The 8,588-nt window shown below is 69.2% G+C and carries 5 protein-coding genes; all 5 read right to left on the bottom strand.

What is annotated here, in order from left to right:
* Positions 1–292: 292 nt before the first annotated feature.
* Positions 293–3,505, bottom strand: a complete 3,213-nt coding sequence (locus ACFYSC_RS36735; protein WP_389970979.1) for a tetratricopeptide repeat protein — start codon at positions 3,503–3,505, stop codon at positions 293–295.
* Between the two features lie 23 nt (positions 3,506–3,528).
* The gene (locus ACFYSC_RS36730) at positions 3,529–3,915 is read right to left on the bottom strand and encodes a hypothetical protein (protein ID WP_389970976.1); all 387 of its coding nucleotides are present in this window, start codon (positions 3,913–3,915) and stop codon (positions 3,529–3,531) included.
* A 100-nt stretch (positions 3,916–4,015) separates the two neighbouring features.
* Positions 4,016–6,901 carry a type 2 lanthipeptide synthetase LanM family protein gene (locus ACFYSC_RS36725; RefSeq protein WP_389970973.1) on the bottom strand — a complete coding sequence of 962 codons (2,886 nt, stop codon included), beginning with the start codon at positions 6,899–6,901 and terminating at the stop codon, positions 4,016–4,018.
* A 10-nt stretch (positions 6,902–6,911) separates the two neighbouring features.
* Positions 6,912–7,097 carry a DUF6229 family protein gene (locus tag ACFYSC_RS36720; RefSeq protein ID WP_389970970.1) on the bottom strand — a complete coding sequence of 62 codons (186 nt, stop codon included), beginning with the start codon at positions 7,095–7,097 and terminating at the stop codon, positions 6,912–6,914.
* A gap of 674 nt (positions 7,098–7,771) precedes the next feature.
* Complete coding sequence (locus tag ACFYSC_RS36715; protein WP_389970967.1) at positions 7,772–8,167, bottom strand: OsmC family protein; 396 nt, start codon at positions 8,165–8,167, stop codon at positions 7,772–7,774.
* Positions 8,168–8,588: the final 421 nt, after the last annotated feature.

Raw genomic sequence — 8,588 nt, 5'->3', positions numbered from 1 at the left:
CCGAGCAGACCGATGAGTGGACCGAGGCCCGCCGCTACATGGGCCTGGACATCCTGGCCAAGTGCCGGATGCGCCTGCTGGCCGGCGACACACCGGAACAGGGTCCGATCCCGCAGACACTCACCGCTTAACCTGCAGAAACAGGATCACGCGAAGGGCGGCTCATACACCGCTTCGCTGGACGTGACCGACACCACCAGTGCGGGGAACGGGAGTACGTGCGCGAAAAGGCGCTGGCGAGCCATGCCTGTCCGGACGGCAAGGTCAGTGCGAATGGGCCTTCTCGTGGCGTTCAGCTTGCGGGGCCGGCGGGCGGGTGTCTCATCCATTCGGGAACGTCTTCACCGGTGAGCGAGAGGTGCGTCTCGCTCACTCCACCGGCATCGCCCGCGTAGGAGCGGCGCAGCAGTTCGACGATCGTGCCGAGCTTGTCTCCGGCGTGCTCGGGCATCACGTGCGCGGCGACAAACGCTGTGAGCAGGGGCTCGATCGCCTCACGAAACCGTTCCGCTTCGATCAGGAGGTACCCGAGAACTGCGAGGGTTTCGGCATAGTCGGACACGTGGGCGTCCCGGTTGACCGTCATCAAATGCCCGTACAGGTCGACGGCCTCCTCGAAGATGGTGACCGCCTCGGCCAGGCGTCCGAGCTCCCTCAGCCGGAGCGCGTGGTTGTGCAACGAGGTGGCCAGGTTGGGCAGGTAGGCGTCCCGGTTGACCGCCACCAACTCCCGATACAGGTCGACGGCTTCTTGCGAAAGAGTCACCGCCTCGGCCCGCCCCACCGCCGCCAGTCGGTTCGCGTGGTTGGTCAACGAGTTGGCCAGGTTGGGCAGGTAGGCGTCCCGGTTGACCGACACCAATTCCCGCCGCAGGTGGAGGGCCTCCTCGGAGAGAGTGAGCGCCTCAGCCTGCCGCCCTTCCTCTGTCAGCCGGTTCGCGTGGTTGTGTAATGAGGTGGCCAGGTTGGGCAGGTAGGCGTCCCGGTTGACCGACACCAACTCCCGATACAGGTCGAGTGCTTCTTGCGAATGGATCACCGCCTCGGCCCGCCCTTCCTCCGCCAGCCGGTTGGCGTGGTTGGTCAACGTGAGTGCCAGGTTGGGCAGGTAGGCGTCCCGGTTGACCGTCACCAACTCCCGCCGCAGGTGGAGGGCCTCCTCGGAGAGAGTGAGCGCCTCGGCCTGCCGCCCGGCCTCCGCCAGCCGGACCGCGTGGTTGTGCAACGAGTCGGCCAGCTCGGGCAGGTAGGCGTCCCGGTTGACCGTCACCAACTCCCGCCACAGATCGACGGCTTCGTGAGAGAGAGCGAGCGCCTCGGACCCCCGTCCCATCTCCGCCAGCCCAACCGCGCGAAGGGTCAACGAGTTGGCCAGGTTGGGCAGGTAGGTATCCCGGTTGGCTGACACCAACTCCCGCCACAGATCGACGGCTTCGTGAGAGAGAGCGAGCGCCTCGGACCGCCGCCCCATCTCCGCCAGCCGGACCGCGTGATTGGTTAACGAGAGGGCCAGGTTGGGCAGGAAGGCGTCCCGGTTGACCGTCACCAACTCCCGCCGCAGATCGACGGCTTCATGGGAGAGAGCGAGCGCCTCGGACCGCCGTCCCACCTCCGCCAGCCGACCCACGTGATCGATCAACGAACCGGCCAGCTCGGACAGGAAGGCATCCCGGTCGACCGACACCAACTCCCGGTACAGGCCGACGGCTGCCTCGGAGAAGATGACCGCGTCGGCCCGCCGGCCCACCTCCGCCAGCCGGCCTGCGTGATTGATCAACGAACCGGCCAGCTCGGGCAGGTAGGCATAGGGGATGGTCCGAGCCAGGTGATCCCACAGGCGGGTGGCCTGCCGGCCTTCGGTCAGTGCGCGGGCGTGCAGGCCGGCGTAGGACATGCGGACCGCCAGATCCTCGTGGATGCGAGCGCGCGTGACCGGATCGTCGGTGGCGGCCAGTCGGTGCTTCGCCAGGCGGTCGGCGACCGCCGCGATGCCGATGTCCAGATCGATATGCCGGTGTGCGGGCAGGACGGATTCGATGGCCTCCAGCAGCGTGGTGTCAATGGTCTCCAGCTCTGCCAGCGCGGCCAGCGCGGCCCCACCTGCGTGCAGCGCGAGGTGTGGATGGGCGCTCAGCAGCGGATACAGCTGCGTGGTGGCCAGGTGCGGCCAGCGGCGCGATGCTTCGATCAACGTGGTAAGCCCTTGACGGACCCAGACCGCGACGCCGTCGCCTGACTGTGCGCGTTGGTCGCCGTCCGGCGGGGCGAGCAAGCGGGCCGGCGCCTCCTCCGCCCACGGATCGGCCGGGAAGTCGAAGGAGTGGCCCGGGGTGCAGAGCGCGAGGTAATCCTCGCCCAGCCGGTCCGGGTACAACGGCTCCAGCACCGTGACGCCGCCCCGGCCCGCCGGGGGCCGCTGCTCCGGGTGTGCAGGTCCGGGCGTCCCCGCGGGCGGGTAGCACACCGCGTGGTCCTTGAGGAGCTGCCCGGCGGCCAGTGTGGAATCGATACCCGCCTGTTCCAGGGCGGCCTTGCCGTCGACGTAGCCGAGGCGGCCGGTCAAAGTGGCGGTATAGACGATCTGACCCATCGTGTCCGCAGTGGTGGCAAGTGGTGTGGCTCGGCTCGGGGTCGACATCGCTTCCCAATGGTCTCGCTCACGTGCCAGCAACAGCTCCGACACCTGCACCGGGTCGGCGGGAGATGGCCGGCCCCGGTCATGGGCCAGCACCGCGGCGAGGGCGGCCATGTGCACGGTCAGCACCAGCCGGTACGCCTCGTGCCGCTCCAATGCCGGTGGCGGCGCGACGCCGTCGGCGCCGGGCATCTGGAGCAGTTCGGCGAAGCGGTCGCGGGCCTCGGTGAACAACCCGCGACGGGTGATGCCGCTCTCCTGCTCCAGCGGCGCCAGTTCCTCCCGGGTGGGCACCAGGTGCATATCACGCTGGATCCGCCCCTTCAGGCTCTGCCACCAGGTGCCGGCCGGGCGGGCCAGCAGCAGCACCCGCACCGCCGGCCCGGCACGTGCTCGCATGTCGGCCAACAGCGTCAGAAGGTCCGCGGTTTCCCACCGTTCGGCGTAGTCCACCACCACCAGCACCCCGGCCGCCCCGTCGAAATCGGGAACCTCGAACTCTGCGGGCACCGATCGGTCGCGCCGATGGTGCGCCGCCAGCGCGACCCACCCCTCGCCCTGCCACAGCCGTGCCACCCGATGGGCCAGACGCGTCTTGCCCTGCCCGCCCGCCCCATGGATCAGATGAACCGCCAGCGTGGCATCCCCGTCCCGCCACTGCCGCAGCCGCGCGAGCAGCGCGTCACGACCGGTGAAGCCGACCAGCGCGTTCGCCGCCCGCAGCAGCTCACTGGGCTGCGCCCGCGCCTCCGGCGCCGCCGGCGCGGGCCACGGCGCCCACCGGTAAGGCTCCTCCCCGCCGTAAACGATGACGTCGCCGGCCGCCTGGACGATACCGGCCAGTCCGGTCGCCCGCGCGTGCTGGGTCACCTTGGGTGACCTGCGTCGCCGGCTCACCGCTGGTGGATATCGCGGCCGGCCTGATCCACCTGGCCATCACCGGTGGCCTTGCCCCACTGCCGCACCTCAGGGTGCGCCTCGTCGGCTGCGGAGCCGTTGTCGAACACCACAGGCCGTGATCCTTCGCTGATGTCGCGGCCGGCCTGCCGTACCCGGCCCCGCCGGATGGCCGTGGCCCGTTGCCGCACTCCGCCGCGCGCCGGGTCGGCGATCAGCGCGTACACCGCCACCCCCAGACCGGCCACCGCGACGAACAGCCCACAGACGCTGGCCAGTTTGTCCGCCGCGTCCAGCCCCACCCGGACCAGGTGGACACCCAGCCCCGCCATGGCGACCACCGCGACTCCGGCGCCGCCCCATAAGAGCACACCTCCGCGCATACCCGTCATCATCGATCACGCGGAAACATCGCGCAATGTGATCATGTGATAACTCGAAGATGCTGAAGAACCGGGGCGGGCGGGAGAGGAGACGGGGCGGTCAGTTCTCCGGGTCCGGGAGCAGGACGGAGGGGAGGGAGGCGCCGGGGGACAGGCGTAGTAGCTGGTAGAGCATGCCGCCCACTCCCGGCATCAGACCTGGGCTGAAGGCGTCACGTGAGAGGCCGCTCACCGGGCCGTGCTCCTCCATGCTGCCGATCATGTACGCGGCGAGGTACTCCGGAGTCAGCCCTTCGGGTCCGACACCCACATCGATCGCGTGGCGCACGATTTCCCAGTTGCCGAGGTCTCCGTGGCAGAGCGTGTGGTTCCAGCCGATGCCCCTCGACCAGGACGACGCGGCGGCCCGGCGCAGCACGTCCGCCCAGCGCGGGTCACCTTCGCGGGCCAGCCGGTCGGCCGCGACGAGGCCGATGCCGGCGGCCCCGTGGCACCACGCGCTGGAGGTCACGCGATGGTCATCCATTTCGCGCAGGTCACGCCAGCCCTTCTCCGCCGGGTCGTACAGTGACTCCTCGTACAGAAAGGCCCTGTCCGCCAGGGCGCGGAAGTCCGCAGCGCCGGCCGTGGCGCTGTCGGCGAGCCGGGCCAGCGCCCAGGCGATCCCGGTGGCTCCGTGTGAGACCCCGCCCAACCCCTGTGGGAACGCGGTGCTGGGCCAGCGTGCTCCCCGGCCGTCGATGTGGGCCAGTGAGAGCAGGCGCTCCCCGATGCGGTCGGCCTGCGTGGACCACTGCTGGTCACCGGTCTGTTCCGACAGGCGGAGCAACGGCACGATGGCGCCTGCCATGCCGGTGAGCAGGTCGTACACCCCGTCGGCGGCCACCGCCTCGGGCAGTCGCCCCGCCAGGGCGCCGGCCCGGGCGACCGCTTCCTCCGAGCCGACGGCGCCCAGCCTGCGCAGCAGCAGCCAGCTCCAGATCTGCGAGCCGATGCCGACATAGCCGCCTGGGGTGGCGGGGCGGCGCCGCGGCCCGGTGCGGCGTGCCTCCGCGTCGCGCTCCTCGGCCAGTCTGATCGTATGGAGGAGGTCGGTGAGCAGTCCGTCCAGCCCCGGCACCTCGTCGGCCCTGCCCTGCCCGGTCTCACTCACGTAGGCGGCCAGAGTGATGGCGACCCCGTACGCCCCGCCGTACACGTCGGGAGACAGTGACTGTACGAACCAGCCGTCGGAGGTGAGCACCGGCGCGGTCCAGGTGACGGTGCCGTCGTCGCCCCGGATCGCCGTGTCGAGCATGTCGCGGGCGATCCCGGCCGCGATCCGGCGCCGGCGCCGCTCGAGGTCCCGGTGCCGGATGGGAGGCACGGTCATACGCTTGTTGGCGGGCATCCACCCTTCGTTGAGGTAGGCGCTGACCAGAGCGGACCGGATCACCTCGCGGTCCAGGGCCGCGTCGCGGTCGCGCCAGCGCCGCAGCGCGTCCGCGATGAGGTCCTGCTCGTCTCCGTAAGAGGTTCCGCCAGGGCCGTCCAGACGGCCGCGAGCAGGAGTCGTGGCGAAGAAGGGGATGTCGCCGACCAGCAACTCGGCCACCTCGGCGTCGATCACCTCGGGGTCCGAGGGCGCGCCGGGCAGGTTCTCGGCATGCTGGGCCAGCAACCCCGCCGCCTTGCCCATCGCGGTCGGCTCGTCGTGCAGTGAGGCCGGGTGCCACAGCATGCGGGCCAGCTCGGCGTACGCCTCGGTGGCGCGGAGCACGACCCGGATCGGACGGTCGGCGAAGTCCGTGAGCAGCCCGGCGAGCTCATCCCGCCGATCCAGCATGTCGAGGTGCTCGACCAGCTCGGTGAATCCGGACAGCACCAGGTCCCAGTAGTGGACGAGGATCGGATCGGGGCTCGGGTGGTTGCTCACCGCTCCCAGCTCGACCCGTTCCATCCCCAATCTCGCCATGTCCGTGCCCGCGTCGACGACGACCGGCATCTGCGTGTACGGCTGCTGGCCGGGCAGGCCTCCGACGGCGGACATGTCGACGCCGCGCCAGGCGAGTGAGACACCACGTCCGGGAAGGAGTCCGGTGCGCAGCACCGATCCGCTGAGCAGGTCGGTCGCCTGGTCGACGGCGTCGCCGTATCCGGAAGGTTTGGCCGGGACGTGCGGGGTGAACAGCGTCTCGCAGTCGACGACGACGGGCGCGGGACCGGCCGCGATGAGGTTCTCCATGTGCAGGTCGCTGCCGCCGATCAGCCGCATCAGCGCCAGCCAGTGCCCGACGCCGCGGTAGAAGGACCGCAGCTCCGTCTCGTCGGCGCAGTAGCGGTGCTGGATGTGTTCCGCCCAGCCGTACTCCTGGCGAATCAGCACGTCGGGTACGCGGATGCGGCTGCCGGCGGGCAGCCGGGGTGCCAGGCGGTCGATCAGTCTCGCCAGCGCCTCGTCCACGGCGAGGGACCGGGGCTTGTAGACCACCTTGCCCTGCGAGCCGTGCAGGACGGCGACGCTGTGCCCTCCGCGATGGCTGTCTCCCGTCCCAAAGTCGACTCCGACCAGCTCGCCTCGGAGACCGCCGGGCAGTGCGGTGAGCGCCGCGCGGTCGGCGGCGAACCTGCGGGCCAGTTCCACGGCCGCGGCGCACCTGTTGTCGATGATCGTGCCGAGCCTGGACAGCATCGTGGGATAGTGCCCGGCCAGAGACAGCCAGAACTCGGGCGTCGCGGCCGTCGCCTTCCATTCCTGCCACCGCAGCTGCGGCGTCTCGGCGGTCAGCCTCCCGGTGATCCTGGCGGCGTTGAGTTCCAGCAGCAGGACCCTGTTGACCTTGAGGCGGACGGTCTCCTCAAGCGCTTCGGCGGTTCTCCGGCATATCAGCCGGGCTTCCGCCTCCGTGAGGCCGGGGATCGATCCCAGCGTGGCGGACAGCCCGACCAGCGCCGGTGCGGTCAGAAAGTCCAGCGACGGGTCGAAGTCCCCGGCCATTCGGATCATCCTTCCTTGATCAGCAGCAGAAGCGGCTGCAGGTGCACGAGCTCGCCAGCCGGGTGTCCAGGGCCGTCAGCGTGATCTCCGACTCGGCGTAGTCACCGATGAACAGCGGACCGGCCGGGTTGTCCCAGCCCTCGATGTCGGCTCCGCTGCGCCACGCGGAGACGATCTCCTCAGAGCGTTCCAGGGTGACAGGCATTATTGCTCCCTCCATGACCGGGCGTCCCGATCAGCGTTGGTCAGCCGATCGAAAAAATCAATACATAGCGAATGAAATATAGACTTGTCGGCATTCAGTAGAAATAGCGAAAGCTGCCGTTGACTGTGACGGAGCTTGCCCAGACGCCGACGGGATGTCCGGAACACGCGAGCGAGACCGGCCACCCCTCCACGCCGCCGGCCCACGCCCATCAAGGGGGCGACAGCGCACGTCAGGGGCTTCATCCCGCAACGGTCCATGACCACCGCCTCGGCGACGGCGCTCATGTGCGGGACGACCCGGCGAACCGCTTTCAACGGCCTCGGACCGGCGGCGGATCAGAAGGCCAGGGGCTCGAACCCTCTCGGCCGCGCAGCAGGACAAAGGCCCTCCGGAATCATTCCGGAGGGCCTTTTACATGGTCGTGCAGCGGCGGAATTCAACAACAAGGTCTGCCGAAAGCAGCCTCTGGCGGAAGGCTCCGCCCGGATGGCAAACGGCCGACGTTCGCGGGGTTCTTGTCAGGGCCTGGAATCCGGGTGCCCCTCCGGTTCCGCCAAGCCGAGCGGTTCAGGCGACTCGTGGTGCTCAGGCGTGCCCTTCTGCCGCCGACCGCGTGTTCGTGTCGCCGTAACGGTGCGGAAGTCCTCGTCGGTCATGTTCCTGCACGGTCATCAGCTGATCCTCTGTACGGTGGCACCCCGTCGGATGGCGCGAGGGATCTCGGCGACGGAGTCCACGATGTCGATCAGGTGGGCGATGCTCTCGGCTGAAGCAGTGGAGCTGACGTCGACGGTGTAGGTGATCCCGGTCGACCGCCAGCTCTCGATGTCGAAGCCGCCGGCTGCGGAAACGCGTACTCCCAGGAGCTCGATTCCCAGTGCGGCGGCCTCCCGGTAAAGGTCGTTGAGGACGCATCCCGCCGCCGCGAGGTGAAGGAGATGTCCTCCGGTGAAGTCCGCCCTGACGCTCACGCCCTCGGGCGTCCACCGATGCGGGAAATGCACCGCGTGTTCGTCCGTCATCTTCAGCGATCCCGTGCTCACGACCACGTTGAAACGATCATCCATGATTCGGCTCCCGGCACCTCGGGCGTGCGGACGTGACGACAAGAGCCGTCCTACACGTCTCAGCCGCCAACCGGCAACACCCGCTCATGCCGCTGGGCCGTCTGCTGGAGGACGCGTCCGTTCGGCTCGGAGTCCGCTCATGTGATACGCGTGGCATCTTCGCCACATGGCGTGCCGACGAAGCGCGCCCTCTCGTGCTGCCGCACAGCGGCGCGGACAGTGCCGGGGCGAATCGCGCGTCGCCGGTGAGCGTTGGCCGTCACCGGAGATGTTTGATGGGATTGACGTATGAAGACACGAGGACATGACATCGAGGTCACGCCTACGGGTTGCGTCCACGGAGGTGGTGTATGAGTTTCCCCAGCTAGCAGGCGTGGCGCCGTGAAATGAGAACGGCCATCGCGTGATCCTTCGAGTGCGA

It is taken from the genome of Streptosporangium sp. NPDC004379, from assembly GCF_042873875.1.
Taxonomy (GTDB): Bacteria; Actinomycetota; Actinomycetes; order Streptosporangiales; family Streptosporangiaceae; genus Streptosporangium.
Note: the sequence above shows the minus strand (reverse complement) of the source record. Positions and strands in the feature narration are given on the sequence as shown.